Genomic DNA, 17,337 nt, shown 5'->3' with positions numbered 1-17,337 from the left:
GAAAGCGTATGGCCGTTGGTCTCCACCCTCCCCGGAATATCCTGCCCATAGCGGGGGTTCGCCTGAGCGTGGCAGCAGCAGGCATTCGTTATGCGAATCGTGCTGACCTGACCTTGATCCATTTGGCGGAAGGATCTCAGGTGGCGGGTGTTTTTACCCGTAATCGTTTCTGCGCGGCGCCGGTGCTGGTGGCACAGCGTCACCTGGCAGACGGCGCTGGCGTGCGGGCGCTGGTGATTAATACGGGCAATGCCAATGCGGGTACGGGCGCCGCCGGGCTGCAGGCGGCAGAGGCGAGTTGTCGGGTGGTGGCCGGGCAGTTGGGTTGCGCGCAGGAGGCCGTCTTGCCTTTTTCTACGGGTGTCATTGGCGAACCGGTAGCGCTCGCGGAGAAAATTGCCGGGGTGCTGCCAAGCTGTATCGAGACGCTCGCCGAAAATCACTGGGAGCTGGCCGCAGCCGCGATTATGACCACGGATACCATTGCCAAGGCTTGCTCCCGGCAGTTGGAAATGGATGGTGTGACCATCACGGTGACGGGTATGGCCAAGGGCTCAGGGATGATTCGCCCGGATATGGCCACGATGCTGGCCTATATCGCCACCGATGCCCCGTTGCACGGGGTAGCCTTGCAACAATGCCTGCAAGAGGCCATGGAACAATCCTTCAACCGCATTACAGTGGACGGCGACACCTCTACCAACGATGCCTGTATCCTGATGGCAACTGGGCAGGCGGCGCTGCCGCCCATCTCTTTAGCAACGGATCCCCGCTACGGAAGACTGAGAGACGCCATCACGGCGGTGGCGCAGTGGCTGGCGCAGGCTGTTGTGCGCGACGGCGAGGGGGCGACCAAGTTTATTCCGATCCATATTCTGGGCGGGCGTGATGCAGCCGAGTGTCTGCAGGTGGCTTACCGGATGGCTCATAGTCCATTGATCAAGACGGCTTTCTTTGCTTCTGACCCGAATTGGGGGCGCCTGCTGGCGGCCATCGGTTCAGCCGGCGTGGACGACCTGGAAGTGGATGGGGTGCAGGTCTGGCTGGGCGATACGCGCATCGTCCGCGACGGTGCCCGCGACCCTGATTATAGTGAGGCGGCCGGACAGGCCGTGATGGCCCAGGAGGAAATCCCGGTGCGAGTTGATCTGGGCAGAGGTGCCGCCGAGGCGCAAATCTGGACTTGTGACTTGTCCTATGACTATGTCCGTATTAACGCCGATTACCGTAGCTGATGCGCACCGTTCCTGTCGCCACTGGAATTATTGAAGATGCCGCCGGGCGCTTGCTGATTTCGCTGCGCCCAGAGGGTAAGCCCTGGCCAGGCTTTTGGGAGTTTCCCGGCGGCAAAGTAGACCCTGGTGAAACGCCGGAGCAGGCCCTGGTCCGGGAGCTTTGGGAAGAGTTGGGGATCACCGTTACGGCACCAGAGCCGTTCCGGGTGCTCGATTATACCTATCCGGAGCGTACGGTGCGCCTGCATTTTTACCGGGTGCGGTACTGGACGGGCACTGCCTATGGGCGGGAAGGGCAGGAAGTACGTTGGCTCTATCCCTGGGAAATTCCGGCGCTGGAATGTCTCCCAGCGAATTTTTGTATAACGGCGGCGGTATTAGCAGAGGCTTTGCCCCAGCCGCCTCTTTGCCTGATTGCCGATCCCGACAGGTTGCCGTTACTTGATTTCCGGAAATCTCTGGAAGCCGCGCTTGGCGCTGGATTGCGCTGGTTAGTGCTGCGCTGCAAAACGGTGCCGGATGCCCCGACTGCCGCCGTACTGTCGGCGCTGTGTGCCGAGGCGCTGGCGCAGGGTGCGCAGGTCTATCTCAATCATCCCGATCCCTTGCCCGGCTGGCCGCGGAGCGGACGTCATCTGACGCAAACTCAGCTCGACGCAGGCGTACGGCCTGACGCGGCTTTCGGGGTGTCTTGCCATGATGCTGCAGGCTTGCTGCAGGCGGCGCGGCGCGGCGCCCGTTATGCTTTTCTCTCGCCGCTTTTCCCCACCCCGAGTCATCCGGGTGCGACGGCGCTGGAACCTCTGGCTTTTGCGGCGATGGCCACGGAATCGTCTCTGCCGCTCATTGCGCTCGGGGGAGTGACGGCAGCACGGGTGCCGGTGGCGCTGGCCGCTGGGGCGCGCGGCGTGGCAGTGCTCTCCGGTATTCTCGAAGCACCGGATCCTGCTGCTGCTACCCGTGCTTATCTCCAGCACTGGAATGGGTAATGGCCCTTATTTCTGTCGTTATTCCGCTTTACGATGAGATCGACAATATCCTGCCGCTTTGTACGGCCCTGAGCCATGCCCTGGGAGACGCCGATGCCGAGGTGATTATCGTCGATGATGGCAGCCGGGACGGGAGTGCCGCCGCCCTGGACCGCGAGGCAGAGGCGCGGGGCGCGCAATTCAAGATCATCCACCTGCAGCGCAATTTCGGCCAGACAGCGGCCATGCAGGCGGGGATTGATGCCGCTCGGGGCGAAGTTATTGTGACCCTGGATGCGGATCTGCAGAATGATCCCGAAGACATCCTGCCTTTGGCCCGGCACTTGCTGGAGAAAAACCTGGATGTGGTGGCGGGCTGGCGGAAGGACCGTCAGGATGACTTGCTCTTGCGTAAGATTCCGTCGCGTCTGGCTAATCGTTTGATACGCCGTCTCACCGGTGTTTATCTGCACGATTATGGATGCACCCTGAAGGCCTATCGGGCTTCCGTGATCAAAGGGGTGCGTCTCTATGGCGAGATGCATCGTTTTGTCCCGGCTTGGCTTTCTACGTTGACCTACACGGATCGCATTGTCGAAGTACCGGTGCGCCACCACCCGCGCCGGGCCGGACAGAGCAAGTACGGCATCACCCGTACCCTCCGGGTGTTGGTTGACCTGCTGTTTGTGAAGTTTTTTCTCGGTTACAGTCAGCGGCCCATGCATTTTTTCGGGGTAATCGGGCTGGTGTTATCAAGCATCGGTTCGACCATGCTGCTGTATCTTTTGGTGGACAAATTTGGCTATGGTGCGGCGATTTCCGGGCGCCCCATGCTGATTGCCGGTGTGCTGTTTTTCCTCGCCGGACTGCAATTTCTCAATACCGGTATTGTTGGGGAGATGTTATCGCGCATTTATCATGAGTCTCAGGATAAAAAGACTTATGTGGTGCGGCACACGATACATCTTGATCCACCCAAGTGAAGCCCGTCCCCATTCTGATGTATCACAATATTGCGGTGGCGCCGCAAGGCGTGAAGTTGCGCGGTCTTTATATCTCGCCCCGGCGTTTTGCGTGGCAGATGGCGCTGCTGCATCGCTTGGGTTACCGTGGCCTGTCCATGTCTGCGGCTATGCCCTATCTGCGGGGTGAGCAGGAGGCCAAGGTGGCGGTGATTACCCTGGATGACGGTTATCGCGATAACCTGGAAAACGCCTTGCCGGTGTTGCAGCGCTATGGATTCACCGCTACCTGTTATGTAGTGAGTGCTGCTCTGGGTGATCACAATTACTGGGATGCCGAACAGCTGGGCGCAAGTAAGCCATTGATGAACCTCAATGAACTGCGCAGCTGGCAGGCGGGCGGGATGGAAGTCGGTGCGCACAGCCGTCACCATCCTCGCTTGCCGGAGCTGAGTGACGCCGCCTTGGCTGATGAGGTCGCAGGCTCACGGCAGGAGCTGGAGGACCTCCTGGGGGTGCCGGTGACGCAATTCTGTTATCCCTATGGCGCGGCGGGGCTGCGCGAACGGGAGGCGGCCCGGCGCGCTGGCTTTGTTGCCGCGGTGACGGTGCGGCGGGGCCGTCTCTCGCCGGGTGCTGACCTTATGGATTTACCGCGGGTGATGGTCGGCGGGCATCATGCACCCCATGTTTTCCCCCTGCAACTGCTGACCAGGCATGAGGACCGCCATTGACTGCCACCCCGCGTCTGCTCTGGGTGGGCACCAACCCCGGCGGCGGCGGTACGGAGACGCACATGATCACCCTGAGCCGCGCCCTGGCCGAGCAGGGGGCGGAGGTGCATTGTCTGGTGCATCCGCAAGGACGGATCGCCCAGGCGCTGGAGACGGCGCCGGTGACCCGGCATTTCGGCGTCTTCCGCAACAGCGCCGATCCCGGCGGCATCCGTGCCTTGCATCGGGCTATTCGTATAGTGCAGCCGGACTGGGTCATCGGCAGCTTCAGCAAGGAATACTGGCCGCTGGCACTGATCAGCCGCAGTGAGGGGCGGCGCCTTGCGCTCTTTCGGCACATGGACCTGCGACTCAAGCCCAGTACCCGCTGGTTGCTCTCGCGCTGGCCTCTGCGCTTGTTCGCTATATCCGCCTATCTGCGGGAGCGACTGATCTTGCAAGGCGTGCCCGCAGAACGTGTCGAAGTATTGGCGAATCCCCTGCGCCTGGCAGATTTCCAGCGTGATTTCACGGCGCGAACACGGCAGCGCGCCGCCTTGGGATTAGCGGATGAGGATTTTCTCGTGGGCTTTGTCGGCGCTTGGCACCGGGGCAAGGGTGTTTTTATGCTGGCCGACGCCATCGATGCCGCGCATGCCACAGACGCACGGGTGCATGGGCTGTGGTTGGGGGGAGGCACCCATGAAGCGGAGTTGCGCGTGCGTCTGGAGGACAAGCCCTGGCATCATCTGCTGGGCTGGCAAGACCCGGCAACGCCCTGGTACAGCGTCATGGATGCCCTTGCCTTACCGTCTATCGAGCCGGATACCTTTGGTCGCGTTTGCTTGGAGGCGGGGGCTAGCGCGACGCCCGTGCTGGGGGCAGCCATGGGCGGAATCCCGGAGAGTTTTGCAGCGGAGCGGAGCGGCCTGTTATTGTCTGCCGGAAACATGGCAGGCTGGCGGGACGCTATTCTTCGTTTTGCGGCGGATCGGCATTTGTGCGCGGAGCTCGGTGCCGCCGGGCCGGAATATGCCCGGCGTTTTGACGCCGGCATCATCGCCAGCGATTTTCTGGCCACCCTGGCGCGATGACATAGATGCTTCCACGTCTTATGATAGGGGCTGTTTATTCGCTGAGGCAGGGGGAAAGGTCATGCAGGTAGCCATGTTGCGGCCTTTGTCCGTCAAAGAGTATCTGGAAGGTGAGGAGCGCGCCGATATACGCCACGAGTATGTGGCCGGGCAGGTCTATGCCATGGCTGGGGCCAAGCTGCGTCATAATCAGATTGCGGGCAACCTGTATGGACTGCTCTGGCAAAAGACCCGTGGTAGTCACTGCCAGGTTCTGAACAGCGATATGAAAGTGCGGGTAGAAGCTGTAGATGCCTTTTATTACCCCGATGTCGTGTTGCGTTGTGGTGTGCCGTTGTCCGGAGATACCCTCTATCTGGAAGATCCTTGCCTTATCGTCGAAGTATTGTCGGCGAGCACGGCGAATGTGGACCGTCGTGAAAAGCTACAAGCTTATCAGACGCTTCCCAGTCTGCAGGAATATGTTCTGGTGGATAGCGAAAAAGCCGTCGTCGAGGTATTCCGCCGGCATCCTGAAGGTTGGTGGTACGAGTTGCTGAATGACCCTGAAAGCGACCGTTTGCGCTTCCGATGTGTCGACCTGGCACTTTCAGTAGAGGACATCTATGCCGGCGTCGATCTGCCTTCGGCCCTGCCGACGGATTGAACGCAGCCCTGATGCCACGTCCTTTGCCCGCAGAACCCCGACGTATACTTCTGATCAAGTCGCACAGCGCCGGTATCGGCGACATTCTGCGCAGTTCAGCAGCATGGGCGGTGCTCAAAAAGCGCTGGCCGGAAGTGGAATTGCATCTGGTATTCCTGACCCGCTGGCCGGGTTATCCGAGCGAGGCGCTGATTCGGGAGCATCATCTGCTGTCCAGCGCCCATTTTCTGCCCATGCAAGAGGGGCGCTTTGCCGGTATTCGGGGCGTTGGCCCGCGTACGTGGCGACGATTACTGCCCGAGCTGCGGCGCATCGTGCAGGATCTGCAACCCGACCTGATTATCGACCACGAACCTTTTGGTATAGAGACGAGTATCGCCGCCCGCTGGATGCGGCACTTCTGCTCGGCGCCTACGGTTGGGGTGAATCAGGTGCTGGGACGGGGACGATTCTATGACCATGCAGGACCAAATTTGCAGCGTTATGCCCATCAGCATGACTTGCCCTGGCCCATGGACTATACGGAGCGGGACTGCGCAGCGTTAGCGGCTTTGGGGCTGGAGCGGGATGGCCAGCGGATCGTGTTGCAAGAGACAGCGGCGGGGCGCGCCTTCCGTGAGCTGTTGCTGCCCAGGCTGCCTGCGGACCGGCTGGTTATCGGCCTTAATATTGGCTGTGGTACACCGGATGCGGAAAAAAAACGCCCCTCCGTCGAATTTCTGGTAGAAGTGATGGGGCAGGTTGCGGCCGCTTCTCCCCATATCCTTTTGCTGACCGGCGCCCCCAACGAACGCAGCATCAATCAAGGTTTTCTGGGGCAATATGCGGCGCGCTGGGGTGATGTCGAACACATTCTGGATATTGCCGGCCAGACAACACTCAGTGGCTTGACGGGTGCACTGGCGGTTTGTGATATCTTCGTGTCCAGCGACTCCGGGCCATACCACATGGCCGTTGCCATGGGTGTATCCACGCTGGCGCTGTTTAATTTTCCGAGTCCGGAACATTATCATAGTGAGGTTGCCATTGTTATGATGGAACATTGTGATGTGGCAGCATGTGTGGCGATTGTTTTAGAGAATATGGGTCGAGTGAAGAGGTTGTCTGACTTATGAAATGGCGGGTCCCAGATGGCTTGCTGTTCACTGCTTATGCGCTGCCATTATTTTCTTTTCCGTTGAGTACGGCAGGTGCTGGTATTTCGGCAGGGCTTTTGCTGGTGATTTATGTGGTAAGTGGCCATTGGCGGAAATGGCGCCAGATCTTCGCGCGGCCCTGGGCGATACCACTTGCGCTGCTCATCGCTTGGACGCTCCTCGGTCTGCTATGGACCACCGATATGTTCTTCGGACTGAAGGTCGCGGAAGCCACCAGTTACGGTATTTTGGCGTTTATAGGCGCCACATTGCCCTGGAAGGCGCGCTGGATAAAGCTATTAATCAGGCTATTTCTTTCTGGTTTGTTGATCAACGAATTCCTGGCGGTCATGATGACTTGGGGAGTTTTCCCGTGGAATAATACCGGCGGTATAGCCTATACGGGTTTTTGTGGTCATATTTTCCTTTCCTTGGCAATCGCCCACGCGCTTCTGTGGCTGACTTGGGACTTCAGGCAGCAATGGAACTTTCCCCGCTGGGTTAATGTGCTTATTGGTCTGATGCTGTTTGCACAACTACTTGTTATCCATGGGCGTTCTGGTCAATTACTACTGGTGCTTTTGCTTCCTATAGCAATCTGGATGGTTTATCCCGGATGCTGGCGCTACTGGGTATCGATGGTTTTCACGGGGGCCGTCGCCGGATTGTTTGCGCTGCCTTCCATTCGCGCCCATTTCATGCTTGGAGTCCATGAGTTGTTGCGCTTCAACCTGAGTCACGCAGCTATTTATTCAAGCTGGGGTATTCGTCTCCTGGCAATGATCGGCGGTGTGATGATGTTTTTTGCACATCCATTTTTTGGGGTTGGGACAGGCGATTTTTATCCCGTCATACTGAAAATGCAGGCAGCGCATCAGATTCCCGCGACCCCCGGTTTTATCATGAATAGTGCGGCTAACAGCTATATCAGTGAAGCGGCATCTTTGGGGATTGTCGGTCTTGGGCTTTTCCTCTGGTTTCTCTGGTCTCTAGGGCGTGAAATATGGGGGTCGCGTAATCTTCCGCAGAACTGGTTCGCACTTACTTATTTCTCCATTTATCTTGTCGGTGGGCTTTTCGATGGTTTGAGTTGGGGATATGCTGATGCTATTACTATCGCGCTGCTGGCGGGCTTGCCCCTATACCAAAGGTCTGTGATTGAGCCTGCAGAGACGAGCGACTCATAATGGGCGCTCGTCTATCGGTGGTTTATATTACTAAAAACGCCGGGCAGCATTTCGATCGCTCACTCGCAAGTGTGGCCCATATCGCCGACGAGTTGCTGGTGGTAGATAGCGGTTCTCAGGATGATACGTTAATGGTAGCGCGAAGCACGGGTGCTCGTATCATTGAGCGCTCCTGGCCCGGCTTTGCTGCGCAGCGACAGTTTGCCGTGGCGGCGGCGGAAAATCCGTGGGTTCTCATGATGGATGCCGATGAAATACTAACCGAGGCGGCTGCGAAGGCTATCCGAAATACTTTCTTGATCGGGGAGCCTGCAGGTGTGGCGGGTTATCTGCTTGAGCGCAGAAGCTTTTTTCACGGCAAAGAAATTTGTTATGGCGATTGGGCGCATGACCGGGTATTGCGTTTGTTTGACCGCCGATGTGGCGCTTATGGGGAAAGTCTGGTGCATGAGGCGTGGGAAACTCACGGAACTGTCGAGCAAATCCCAGGTTGTGCGCTGCACCATTATTCTTACGCCAATTATGGCGAGTTACTCCATAAAATGTGCCTTTACGCTACCCTCAACGCCCAGCAGGTCCACCAGCGCGGCAAAGCACTGCACGCTTACATGCCCATGACCCACGCACTGGCCGCTTTTTGGCGCGGCTATTTCTGGCGCTTGGGATTTCTGGATGGTATGGAGGGTGCTGCCATTGCCTGGACTACGGCGCTGGGCGCGTTCATGAAATATGCCATGGCGCTGGAACTCAGAGACTGCGATCGGCAATGAAGATTTTGCTTGTGCGCCTGAGTTCCATGGGCGACGTGCTGCATACCCTGCCGGCGTTGACGGATTTGCAGCAGGCCCGGCCGGATCTGCGCTTACATTGGTTGGTAGAGCCTGCATTCGCACCCATCGCACTGCTGCATCCCGGGATCGCGCGGGTGATTCCCTTTTCTCTGCGCAACTATAGAAAACAATGGTGTGGACTGGCGGTCGCGTTACGGGATTTGCGCCGGGGTTTACGGGTGGAGCATTACGATCATATTCTCGATGCCCAGGGACTTTATAAAAGTGCGTTGCTGGGCCGTCTGGGCGGTGCGCCGCTGTGGGGTCTGGATGCCGCCAGCGCCCGCGAACCGGGCGCCACTCGGCTTTACCATCGCTGCTTTCCCGTGTCCTGGGGGCAGCCCGCCATCAGCCGGAATCGCCAGCTCTTCGCGCAGGCTTTGGATTACCCCCTGCCGGAAACGCCGCCGGATTATGGTTTGCAGGTGGCCGCCGCGCGCCTGCGTAAAGATACGCTGGCGCAGCCTTGGGGTGAACTGGTGCAGCAGCCCTTTGTGCTGGGTTTTCACGGGACCTCGCGGGAGAACAAGGAATGGCAGGAAGACTATTGGCGGGTGCTGGCCGCCCGCTTGCGGCCGGCGGGACTGCGTTTGTTGTTGCCCGCAGGCAATGCCCGCGAGGCGGCGCGGGCGCAACGGATCGCGATGCAGGCGGATAATGTGCTGGCGCTGCCCACCGCTACCTTGCTGGAGCTTGCCGCTGTGATCGTGCGGGCTGATGCTTATGTCGGCATGGATACTGGCCTTTCTTATCTGGCCGGCGCCCTGGGGCTGGCGGGGGTTACTTTGTACGGACCGACGGCCAGGGGGCGGTTTTCGGTGGCGGAGAACCGTCAGGCCAGCCTGCAAAGCCGCGAGCCTTGCTCGCCTTGCGGTAAATCCCGATGTCCGTTGCCGGAAGCGAAAAATGGCCTGATACTCTGCCAGCAGGCCCTGCTCCCGGAGCAGGTCTGGACGGCCTTATCCCCTTTGCTGGAGCAGCGACGATGAAACACCCCCTGGTGCTCCTGCCGGATGAGCGCCGCCGCTACCGGCGCCATCAGTTCTGGACGGATCACGGCATTTTCCGCGAGCTGTTTTATGCGAACTTTCACAAGATTGCGCCAGGCGTGTTCCGCTCGGCTCAGCCGTCACCGGTCCAGTTACGGCACTGGCAGCAACAACATGGTCTCTGCACGGTATTGAACCTGCGTGCTCCGGCACCTCACGAACCCCATTACTGTCTGGAGCAGGAGACCTGTGACGCCCTGGGCATGACGCACCTGACCCTGCACGGCTTTGGTTCCCGGGATCTGCCGGAACGCGACAAATTGCTGGCGGCCATCGAGGTGCTGGATCGATTACCCAAACCTTTTTTGCTGCACTGCAAATCCGGGGCGGATCGGGCCGGTTTCATCAGCGTGCTGTATCTCCATCTGGTGCTGGGGATACCCCTCAGTGAGGCGCAACGGCAACTGCGTTTGTGGCCCTTCGGTCATATCCGGCACGCCAATACTGGCATTCTCGACTGGTTTTTCATCAGTTACCACGATGCTGCCGTCCACCAGCCCTCCTTGACCCTGCGTGATTGGATCAAGGACGGGTATGAGCGCGAGCGCGTCCTGAAAAACTTCCGGCCCTGGTATCGTCTGGATTGGCTGACTGACCGTATTTTGCACCGCGAATGATGAGCCGTCGCTTCTACGCCTTTCTGCTCTGGCTGCTCAGCCCTGTTATCCTGGGTTTTACCCTCTGGCGGGTCTGGCGACGACCTGCCTACCGGGAGCGCTGGTGGGAGCGTTTCGGCTGGGTGCCGCGCCGTTCGGATCGGCCTATCTGGATTCATGCGGTGAGTGTAGGGGAGACCATCGCGGCAATTCCCCTGGTGCGGGCTTTGCAGGCACGTTATCCGGAGGTGCCCATTCTGATGACCAGCACAACGCCGACGGGAGCTGCCGTAGTCCGCCAGCGCCTGGGTAAGGAAGTGCTGCAGCATTACCTGCCTTACGACCTGTCCGCGGCAGTCACGCGCTTTATGCGCCGCCAGCGGCCGCGCCTGGGGATTATCATGGAGACGGAGATCTGGCCCAATCTCTGTCATGCAGCCAGCCGCGAGGGCGTGCCCCTGATGCTGGCCAATGCCCGGCTTTCGCAGCGCTCACTTCGGGGTTACGCCCGTTTCCGGACGCTCTTTGCCCCCGCATTGGCCAGTATGAGCGCTGTTGCGGCCCAGAGTTCGGAGGATGCGGCGGCTTTTCGCCGCTTGGGGGCAGAGCACGTGGTGGTGACCGGTAATATCAAATATGACCTGCCGGAACCCGTCACCGCGCGGGAGCGGGGGCGCCAGTGGCGGCAGCGTTTCGCTGGCCGACCGGTCTGGGTATTCGCTTCTACGCATGCTGGTGAGGAGCAGATGGCGCTGGCGGCGCTGGAAGACTTGCAGCGCCAATGGCCGGATCTGTTGCTGGTGCTGATTCCCCGCCATCCCTCGCGGCGACTGGAGGTGATGGCACGCATGCAGGCAAAGGGGGTGTCCTTTGCCTTGCGCTCGCGTGCCGAGGACGTGGGGGCGCGCGCGGTTTTTCTGATAGATACACTGGGCGAGGTGATGGACTTCTACGCGGCGGCAGATGTGGTGACCATCGGTGGCAGTTTTGTGCCGGCGGGGGGGCATAATCCCTTGGAAGCTGCAGCTCTGGCCCGCCCAGTTAGCTTCGGCCCATATATGGATAATTTTAAGGGCATCACCCAGGATTTACTGGCGGCCAACGCTGCGGTTCAGGTTGTGGATGTCGAGGCCCTGGTCGCGCAGTTGGGTGCGTGGTTGACTACCCAGGAGCCAGCGACAGAGATGGGTGACCGTGCCCTGGCGTTTCTGCAACAGCAGCGTGGCGCGCTGGGGCGTACTCTTTCACTGCTAGATCATATCGTTCCGTAAGTATTTTAATAGGGGTAGTCCCAGCCTTCCGGCTGATCTTTGAAACGACGGTGAACCCACCAGTACTGTTCTGGGGCTTTACGGATAGCGGTCTCCAGTGCGACATTCATCGCCGTGGCATCCGCCTCCGCATTGCCGCTCGGGAAGGATTCCGGCATGGGCACGATCTCGATACGAAAACCCTCAGCACTTGGTAGCCGATAGGCAAAGAGTCCGAACACCGGACTTCCGCGGCGCGCTGCCAGCCGGCCTAGCACCGGTGTCGTGCAGGCGGGACGGCCAAAGAAAGGGGCATAATCCCCTTCGCGCGGATCGACGTTCTGATCCGGAAGTATACCGACCACTTTTCCTTGCTGCAGCGCGTGGAGCAGGGGGCGGACACCACCCTTCTTGGGAACCAGCTGCGCACCGCTGCGCCCGCGTCCGGCCACCATCTGCACGTTGACAGCCGGATTGCCGGTTTCCATGTAGAGTACGGTTACCGGCCAGCGTTGCCCGATATAGAGCACTGCAGCTTCCCAGGCCCCCAGGTGCGCAGTAAAGAAAATAACCCCATGTCCCTTGGCTAAAGCGGTGTCCACCAGATCGTCCCCACGCACTTCGCGGATCAGGCCGAGGGCGCGGGGCAAGGGCCAGTACCACAGTGGTCCCAACTCCAGGGCCGCCTGGCCCAGTGCCCGGAAATGCGCGCGCCGCAAGGTATGCCGCTGAGCCAGGCCCATCATGGGGAAAGCAATGGCGAGGTTGGCGTCCACCACCTTGCGCGCCCGTATCATACTGAGCCGCACCAAATCGCCGAGCATTGTACCCAGAGCCGCCCGCCATCCTCTCGGCAAGTAGCCTGCCCCGCGCAGAATGCCTGCCGCCAACGAGGCCACTGCCTTTTGTCGCAGATTTCCCGGTACCTCAGCCACTTTCCCCTGGCCTCCTCCATTTTGTGGCAGGTATTGTAGGATAGGGCGAGGCGTTCGGATACCCATTGCTCGCATGGTATTGCCCGCGAAGAGGTTCCCGGACTACCGGTGCAGCGCCTGCCGCAGGCGGTCCAGGCCTTCCTCCAGCACGTTCCGCGGTGCGGCGAAATTCAGTCGCACAAAACCCTCGCCGCCCGGCCCGAAACTGGGGCCGGGATTGAGGCCGAGACCAGCTTGCAGCAGACGCCGCGCCAGCACGGCGTCTGCACCGTAAGGATGCACATCCAGCCAGGCCAAATAGCCGAATTCCGGAGGATGGTAGCCGACTTCGGGTAATTTTACGGCCAGAAAATCGGCGATGAAGCGGGCATTATTGCTCAGATACTGACGTAATGCGGCCTGCCACTCTGTACCGTAGCGCCAGGCGCTGGTCATGGCGGTCAGGGCGAAGAGGTTGGTGTGCTGAATCTGGCTGCGCTGGATTTCATTCAGAAAGGCGTGACGCAGCCCGGCATTCGGGATGACGCTGATCCCGCCACCCAGTCCCGCCAGATTGAAGCTTTTGCCGGCAGAGCTCAGCAGGATCGAGCGCGGGAAGCGACTGGGGAAAGGGTAGTGCGGATGCTGGCTGAGATCGGCATGGATTTCATCGCTGACCACCACGCAGCCGGCATCGGTGCAGAGTGTGCCCAGTCGTTGCAGTTCTTCCGCTGTCCAGACCCGCCCCACCGGATTGTGGGGCGAGCAGAGGAGCAGCAGCTTCGCCTGCCGGACGGCGATTTCCAGGGCATCCCAATTCATGCGGTAATGGCCGGTGTCATCCGCGATCAGCGGGGCCAGCAGCAATTTCCGCCCGTTGTCCTCCACCGCGGTGATGAACGGGGGATAAATGGGAGGCATGACGATGATCGCCTCGCCCGGTCGGGTGAAGGCGCGCACGGCTGCGTAAAGGGCAGGAACAACACCGCTGATACAGGCGACCGCGTCGCTTTCCGGCCGCCAGTTATGGCGCTTGGCCAGCCAATCGGCGGCGGCCTGCAACATGCTCCCTTCATTGCCCGGATAACCGAAAACGGGATGCTGCAGACGTTCCTGCAAATCGGCGAGGACCGCGTCGGGTGCGGCGAAATCCATATCTGCCACCCACATGGGCAGCACTTCAGCACCAAAACGTTCTGCCGCAGCATCCCATTTAAGGGATCCGGTTCCGCGTCGTGGAATGACTCTGTCGAAGTCGACGCTGTCCTGTGCCGCGCTCACAAGCGCTCCCAGACGGTCACCTGCGCGATACTGTGCTGATATTTGCGCGCCGTTTCGCGAATGACAAAGGACAAATCCTGCGGACTGTCATCGCGCAGACGGAACGGTCCGGATAAAATTTCACGCAAGGCGTCAAAGGTACTCAGATTCTCCCCATCCCGTTTGAAACCGCCGAGCCATTCCGTCCGTGCGGTATATTCTTCCAGCCAGGTATAGGGCGAAGTGATGACCAGCAGCCCACCGGGAAGGATGCGGTCGGCAATGTCTTCCAGAAATTTGCGGGGATGGTGCAGGCGGTCAATGAGGTTGGCTGCGATTACCAGATCATAATCCCGATATAAGGGCCTCAGATTGCAGGCGTCGGCCTGGAAGAAGTGGACCCGGTGCGCCGTCCCGGTCAGGCCCAGGGCAGCGAGATCCGCCGTTTGATAGCTTTGCAGTTCACCTTCTTCGGTCAGTGTGTAGGAGAAGTGCCCGCGCTCGCGCAGTTGCACGCCGACGCTGATGAAGCGTGCCGAGAAATCGAGGCCAGTGACCTCGGGGCAGTGCCTTGCCAGTTCAAAACTACTGCGACCAACGGCACAACCGATGTCCAGGGCGCGCCGCAAGGGCTTACCCGCCATAGCCTCCACCGCGATGCGCGCGACTTCCACCGCAAAATTGGGCACCCCATAGTATTCGCGCCCATAATGAAATTCCGCATACTGGGAGACCAGGGCGTCACTCTCATAGACCGGTACCTCAGGCAGCGCATTGGGCGAGGTCACATAGCGGAATCCCGCGTGCTGGAAGAAGTGGCGGCGGAAGGCATAGCGGGCTTCCTGCTGCATTTCGTTGCCGAGACTGATGAACGAACCGCCCTTGATGAGATTGTGCTGCTGGTCGAAGGTGGGCACCGTGAAGTCATCATAAAGCGGATGTACCTCGAAACCGGGAAAGGGATAGATGGGCGTCGCGGTCCATTGCCAGACGTTGCCGATCACATCGTAGAAATTCCCCTGTTTGAATTGATCTACGCGGCAGGGCGAACAACCGCCGGCAAGTCCGATATTACCGGGCACCGCATCATCCCAGGCAGCGCAGTCCGCGAGTCCGCTGAGATCACGCAGGCGCTGCCATTCATCCTCGCTGGGCAGGCGCAGGCTCTGACCGGTCTGGGCTGATTTCCAGCGGCAGAAGGCGTCGGCTTCCAGCGCATTCACCTCCACCGGCCAGTTCCACGGCATGGGGCGCTCCTCCGCAATCAGGCGTAGCCGCCAGACGCCCTGATCCGGGACCCAGAAAGTCGGGTGCCGGGCTTGGCTGAAGCGGCGCCAGCGATCTCCCTCCACGCTCCACCAGCGGCTCGCGCTGTAGCCATCTTGCTCCACGAAAGCGAGGAACTCCTGGTTGCTGACCAAAAAGCGGGAGGCATGAAAGGTCTGTAACGCCGCCTGATGAAGACCATATTCATTATCCCAGCCGTAACGAGGATCCGCGCGTTCTTTGCCCAGACGGACGGCGCCACTGGCCACGGCCTGCAGGATATTGTCCGGCGCAGCCCCTGCGGAGGTCCAGGGACGGAAGGCTTCCACCGGCCGGACGCGGGACAGAGGCAATTGCCGCATGAGCACCGAACTGGTCTCCAGATGGATGTTTTCATGCTCAATTCCCATGAGGATCACCCACCACGGCGAATCCCAGGTGATGGGCAAAGACAGGGGCATCTCGCGGATCAGGCCATCCACCAGTTCCCGCACCTGCTGCCGGTACTGCCGGACGTCGTCGACGGAAGGCCAGTCATAATGGGTTTCGTCCAGGTCGTCCCAGGACATTTCATCGACGCCGACCGCAAAAACGGACTCTAAACGCGGATCGAGACGCTGTCCGATCAGTCCGGCTACCTGGAGTTTGTTTACATAGAAGGTGGCGCTATGGCCGAAATAGAAAATCAGGGGATGCCGCAGGGGAATAGCCTTCTCATACCACGCGGCCGGCTCTGCCAGATGATCAAAAAGCTGTTCATACAGCGAAAAAGTCGCGTGAAAGGTCCTGCGAATCTCTTCCCGCTTTTGCTCAGCGTGCTCGCCGTCGAGACGGAGCGCAGCGATACGTGTACGCGCCATGGATTCCCCTTCTGTACGTCCTTGGTGTCTTAGTGAGTCAGTCTAACACAAAGATACCGTCCGGTCGGATGCGTGGGAAGGGGTGATCCTACCTACAGGCGGCGGTTCAGACACTCCTTCATCAGTAGATACCTGCGGCAGTCACCGTCTGAGTTACACGCCGCCATTATAATCCATCTGCCGCCAAGCCTCGAAGACCGCGACAGCACAGGCGTTGGACAGGTTTAGGCTGCGCTGGCCGGGGCGCATGGGCAGGCGCAGTACCTGCGTGGTGGGCAGACTATCCAGGAGACGGGCAGGCAAGCCGCGGGTCTCCGGGCCGAAAAGCAGCGCATCGCCGGGCTGGTACGCGACGTGCTGATAAGATTGCGTGCCTTTGGTGCTGAAGGCGAATATGCGTGCATCCCCCAAAAACGCCCGGCAGTCCGCCCAGTCCGCATGGCGATGTACCTGCGCGAATTCGTGGTAATCCAGCCCGGCGCGGCGCAGGCGATGGTCATCCCAGGCAAAACCCAAGGGTTCCACGAGATGCAGGGTGGCTCCGGTATTGGCGCAGAGGCGGATGATATTGCCGGTATTGGGGGGGATCTCCGGTTCATACAGGATGACGTGCAAAAATGACTCAGACAGCAATGGATTCTCAGAGGACACGGGCGAGCACCCAGATGTCAATGCGCTGCACACCAGCATCCCGCAGGGTGCTGGCAATCTGGGCGGCAGTGGTTCCAGTCGTGAGTACATCATCGACGATGGCGACATGATCTGGAACGTGCCGGCGCAGGATAAAGGCCGCATCCAGATTATCCCGCCGGGCGGCTGCGCTCAGCCCGAGTTGGTGGCCGGTATTGCGGCGGCGCTGTAGCGCTCCGGGGATGACCGGGATTTTCCAGCGGTTGCCCCAGCGACGGGCGAGCAGCATGGATTGGTTGTAACCGCGTTCGCGCAGGCGCTGGCGATGCAGCGGCACGGGCAGCAACGCATCTGGACGGGACGGCGGATGCCCGCCCCAAGCACTGGCCCAGGCATCAGCCAGGGGTCTGGTCCAGTCCAGACGCTGCTGAAACTTCCACGCGATGATGGCGGTGTTCAGGGGTTCGGCATAGATAAATGGGGTATGGACGTGGTCATAGGCGGGGGCTTCCACCGAGCAGACCGGGCAGTCGCCATTGTCCAGCAAGGGTAGCGCGCAATAGCTGCAACGCTCGGCGGGCAGACGCGGCCAGTCGCCGAAACAGCCGGCACAGAGCGGCGCGCCGGGTGCGGCACAGGCGCGACAGCGTTCCGGAAACAGCCAGTGGCTGAAACGCCCCGCTGCGTCGTGTAGCCGGGACAGATGGGGAAGGATCCGGTGCAAGAAGTTCCTTTGCTTTT

General features: G+C 60.0%; 17 protein-coding genes. 12 read left to right on the top strand and 5 right to left on the bottom strand.

Features of this window, described 5'->3' with window-relative positions; translation table 11 throughout:
- The first annotated feature begins 8 nt into the window (after positions 1 to 8).
- The 12 genes from argJ to waaA all read left to right on the top strand — a co-directional run bounded on the left by argJ (position 9) and on the right by waaA (position 11,687).
- Positions 9 to 1,235, top strand: coding sequence for a bifunctional glutamate N-acetyltransferase/amino-acid acetyltransferase ArgJ (argJ, locus tag H2515_RS14095; RefSeq protein ID WP_065414141.1), 1,227 nt, complete (start codon positions 9 to 11; stop codon positions 1,233 to 1,235).
- Positions 1,235 to 2,224 (top strand): Nudix family hydrolase, encoded by a 990-nt coding sequence (locus tag H2515_RS14090; protein ID WP_035190883.1) that lies wholly within the window; start codon positions 1,235 to 1,237, stop codon positions 2,222 to 2,224. The genes argJ and H2515_RS14090 overlap by 1 nt, the downstream gene beginning before the upstream one ends.
- The gene (locus H2515_RS14085) at positions 2,224 to 3,186 is read left to right on the top strand and encodes a glycosyltransferase family 2 protein (RefSeq protein ID WP_198660436.1); all 963 of its coding nucleotides are present in this window, start codon (positions 2,224 to 2,226) and stop codon (positions 3,184 to 3,186) included. The genes H2515_RS14090 and H2515_RS14085 overlap by 1 nt, the downstream gene beginning before the upstream one ends.
- Positions 3,183 to 3,899, top strand: a complete 717-nt coding sequence (locus tag H2515_RS14080) for a polysaccharide deacetylase family protein (protein WP_083091642.1) — start codon at positions 3,183 to 3,185, stop codon at positions 3,897 to 3,899. The genes H2515_RS14085 and H2515_RS14080 overlap by 4 nt, the downstream gene beginning before the upstream one ends.
- Positions 3,896 to 4,972 carry a glycosyltransferase family 4 protein gene (locus tag H2515_RS14075; protein ID WP_198660435.1) on the top strand — a complete coding sequence of 359 codons (1,077 nt, stop codon included), beginning with the start codon at positions 3,896 to 3,898 and terminating at the stop codon, positions 4,970 to 4,972. The genes H2515_RS14080 and H2515_RS14075 overlap by 4 nt, the downstream gene beginning before the upstream one ends.
- A 61-nt stretch (positions 4,973 to 5,033) precedes the next feature.
- Positions 5,034 to 5,618 carry a Uma2 family endonuclease gene (locus H2515_RS14070; RefSeq protein WP_198660434.1) on the top strand — a complete coding sequence of 195 codons (585 nt, stop codon included), beginning with the start codon at positions 5,034 to 5,036 and terminating at the stop codon, positions 5,616 to 5,618.
- Positions 5,619 to 5,629: 11 nt separating this feature from the next.
- A complete protein-coding gene (locus tag H2515_RS14065; RefSeq protein WP_198660433.1) occupies positions 5,630 to 6,733 on the top strand; it encodes a glycosyltransferase family 9 protein in 1,104 nt (367 codons plus the stop codon).
- Positions 6,734 to 6,957: 224 nt separating this feature from the next.
- Positions 6,958 to 7,941 (top strand): O-antigen ligase family protein, encoded by a 984-nt coding sequence (locus tag H2515_RS14060; protein WP_232821419.1) that lies wholly within the window; start codon positions 6,958 to 6,960, stop codon positions 7,939 to 7,941.
- Positions 7,941 to 8,711, top strand: coding sequence for a glycosyltransferase family 2 protein (locus H2515_RS14055; protein ID WP_198660431.1), 771 nt, complete (start codon positions 7,941 to 7,943; stop codon positions 8,709 to 8,711). The genes H2515_RS14060 and H2515_RS14055 overlap by 1 nt, the downstream gene beginning before the upstream one ends.
- Positions 8,708 to 9,760 carry a lipopolysaccharide heptosyltransferase I gene (waaC, locus tag H2515_RS14050; RefSeq protein ID WP_198660430.1) on the top strand — a complete coding sequence of 351 codons (1,053 nt, stop codon included), beginning with the start codon at positions 8,708 to 8,710 and terminating at the stop codon, positions 9,758 to 9,760. The genes H2515_RS14055 and waaC overlap by 4 nt, the downstream gene beginning before the upstream one ends.
- Positions 9,757 to 10,437, top strand: coding sequence for a tyrosine-protein phosphatase (locus tag H2515_RS14045; protein WP_198660429.1), 681 nt, complete (start codon positions 9,757 to 9,759; stop codon positions 10,435 to 10,437). Before waaC ends, H2515_RS14045 begins: the two co-directional genes overlap by 4 nt.
- Positions 10,434 to 11,687 carry a lipid IV(A) 3-deoxy-D-manno-octulosonic acid transferase gene (waaA, locus tag H2515_RS14040; protein ID WP_198660428.1) on the top strand — a complete coding sequence of 418 codons (1,254 nt, stop codon included), beginning with the start codon at positions 10,434 to 10,436 and terminating at the stop codon, positions 11,685 to 11,687. The genes H2515_RS14045 and waaA overlap by 4 nt, the downstream gene beginning before the upstream one ends.
- Positions 11,688 to 11,692: 5 nt before the next feature.
- On the opposite strand, the gene H2515_RS14035 is transcribed toward waaA, so the two are convergent.
- The 5 genes from H2515_RS14035 to H2515_RS14015 all read right to left on the bottom strand — a co-directional run bounded on the left by H2515_RS14035 (position 11,693) and on the right by H2515_RS14015 (position 17,320).
- Positions 11,693 to 12,601: a lysophospholipid acyltransferase family protein gene (locus tag H2515_RS14035; protein WP_035190903.1), complete on the bottom strand. Its 909-nt coding sequence runs from the start codon at positions 12,599 to 12,601 to the stop codon at positions 11,693 to 11,695.
- Positions 12,602 to 12,703: 102 nt separating this feature from the next.
- Complete coding sequence (locus H2515_RS14030; protein ID WP_198660427.1) at positions 12,704 to 13,861, bottom strand: PatB family C-S lyase; 1,158 nt, start codon at positions 13,859 to 13,861, stop codon at positions 12,704 to 12,706.
- Positions 13,858 to 15,966, bottom strand: a complete 2,109-nt coding sequence (ovoA, locus tag H2515_RS14025; RefSeq protein ID WP_198660426.1) for a 5-histidylcysteine sulfoxide synthase — start codon at positions 15,964 to 15,966, stop codon at positions 13,858 to 13,860. The genes H2515_RS14030 and ovoA overlap by 4 nt, the downstream gene beginning before the upstream one ends.
- A gap of 153 nt (positions 15,967 to 16,119) precedes the next feature.
- Complete coding sequence (gene trmL, locus H2515_RS14020) at positions 16,120 to 16,617, bottom strand: tRNA (uridine(34)/cytosine(34)/5-carboxymethylaminomethyluridine(34)-2'-O)-methyltransferase TrmL (RefSeq protein ID WP_304363954.1); 498 nt, start codon at positions 16,615 to 16,617, stop codon at positions 16,120 to 16,122.
- Entirely contained in the window at positions 16,607 to 17,320 is a 714-nt protein-coding gene (locus tag H2515_RS14015; RefSeq protein WP_198660425.1) for a ComF family protein, read from the bottom strand. The genes trmL and H2515_RS14015 overlap by 11 nt, the downstream gene beginning before the upstream one ends.
- Positions 17,321 to 17,337: the final 17 nt, after the last annotated feature.

This window comes from Acidithiobacillus ferrivorans, assembly GCF_016250455.1.
In the GTDB taxonomy this organism is placed as follows: domain Bacteria; phylum Pseudomonadota; class Gammaproteobacteria; order Acidithiobacillales; family Acidithiobacillaceae; genus Acidithiobacillus; species Acidithiobacillus ferrivorans.
Note: the sequence above shows the minus strand (reverse complement) of the source record. Positions and strands in the feature narration are given on the sequence as shown.

Excerpts from the sequence above, each read along its gene's own strand:
- argJ (WP_065414141.1), top strand. The coding sequence starts at position 9 with ATGGCCGTTGGTCTCCACCCTCCCCGGAATATCCTGCCCATAGCGGGG.
- H2515_RS14090 (WP_035190883.1), top strand. The coding sequence starts at position 1,235 with ATGCGCACCGTTCCTGTCGCCACTGGAATTATTGAAGATGCCGCCGGG.
- H2515_RS14085 (WP_198660436.1), top strand. The coding sequence starts at position 2,224 with ATGGCCCTTATTTCTGTCGTTATTCCGCTTTACGATGAGATCGACAAT.
- H2515_RS14070 (WP_198660434.1), top strand. The coding sequence starts at position 5,034 with ATGCAGGTAGCCATGTTGCGGCCTTTGTCCGTCAAAGAGTATCTGGAA.
- H2515_RS14065 (WP_198660433.1), top strand. The coding sequence starts at position 5,630 with ATGCCACGTCCTTTGCCCGCAGAACCCCGACGTATACTTCTGATCAAG.
- H2515_RS14060 (WP_232821419.1), top strand. The coding sequence starts at position 6,958 with ATGTTCTTCGGACTGAAGGTCGCGGAAGCCACCAGTTACGGTATTTTG.
- H2515_RS14055 (WP_198660431.1), top strand. The coding sequence starts at position 7,941 with ATGGGCGCTCGTCTATCGGTGGTTTATATTACTAAAAACGCCGGGCAG.
- waaC (WP_198660430.1), top strand. The coding sequence starts at position 8,708 with ATGAAGATTTTGCTTGTGCGCCTGAGTTCCATGGGCGACGTGCTGCAT.
- H2515_RS14045 (WP_198660429.1), top strand. The coding sequence starts at position 9,757 with ATGAAACACCCCCTGGTGCTCCTGCCGGATGAGCGCCGCCGCTACCGG.
- waaA (WP_198660428.1), top strand. The coding sequence starts at position 10,434 with ATGATGAGCCGTCGCTTCTACGCCTTTCTGCTCTGGCTGCTCAGCCCT.
- ovoA (WP_198660426.1), bottom strand. The coding sequence starts at position 15,966 with ATGGCGCGTACACGTATCGCTGCGCTCCGTCTCGACGGCGAGCACGCT.